Source organism: Clostridioides sp. ZZV15-6598, assembly GCF_020657705.1.
In the GTDB taxonomy this organism is placed as follows: Bacteria; Bacillota; Clostridia; order Peptostreptococcales; family Peptostreptococcaceae; genus Clostridioides; species Clostridioides difficile_F.
Map to the genome: position 1 here is coordinate 1 of NZ_JAGWCS010000309.1, position 611 is coordinate 611.

1 pseudogene is annotated in these 611 nt (G+C 29.0%); it reads right to left on the reverse strand.

Annotation, left to right across the window (positions count from 1 at the left end):
- Positions 1-611: pseudogene (locus KGF50_RS21785) on the reverse strand (penicillin-binding protein); the annotation flags it as partial.

Sequence of the window (611 nt, forward strand, 5' to 3'; positions counted from 1 at the left end):
TTTTCTTTATACAGTTTGATATCACTCAAATCACGACCCATTACACCAGGTATTTCTATAAAAGCATTTGAATTATTCTCATCTACTATTTTAGTATTAATTAAAAACCCTGGAGTTTTATCAGAAATACCAAAAATTGCTTTAACAGAGCCAAACATATAGCTTTGAGAAGTATATTTTTCATCTATTAGATAGTAACCTTTATTAGATCTTTTTTCCCATGCTTCTTTGATACTATCAGATATATTGTTAGAACTTACTTTTTGAGCTGCATAATTTACACTTGCAGTTTGACCTAATCCAGGAACATCATCATAAGAGCTTATGTGCAAGTATGTGATATTATTTTTTTCTTTTACAAATTTGATACAGCTATTACCTTTTTCGGATACGAATCTATCTTGACCTATGTATACATATTTATCTTCAGGTCCATTTTCTATGTACGGAGAAGATACTGTTAGAGTACCATTATCGTTAACATCAACTTTTAGCATATTTGAAGAAGCATAAAGGCCACTATTTTCTTTTAAATAACTTGGCATTTTGACTTGTTGTGGCTTACTAAATGTTTTATCAGGTTTTATTTCTTTAATTTTACCTTTTTCTTT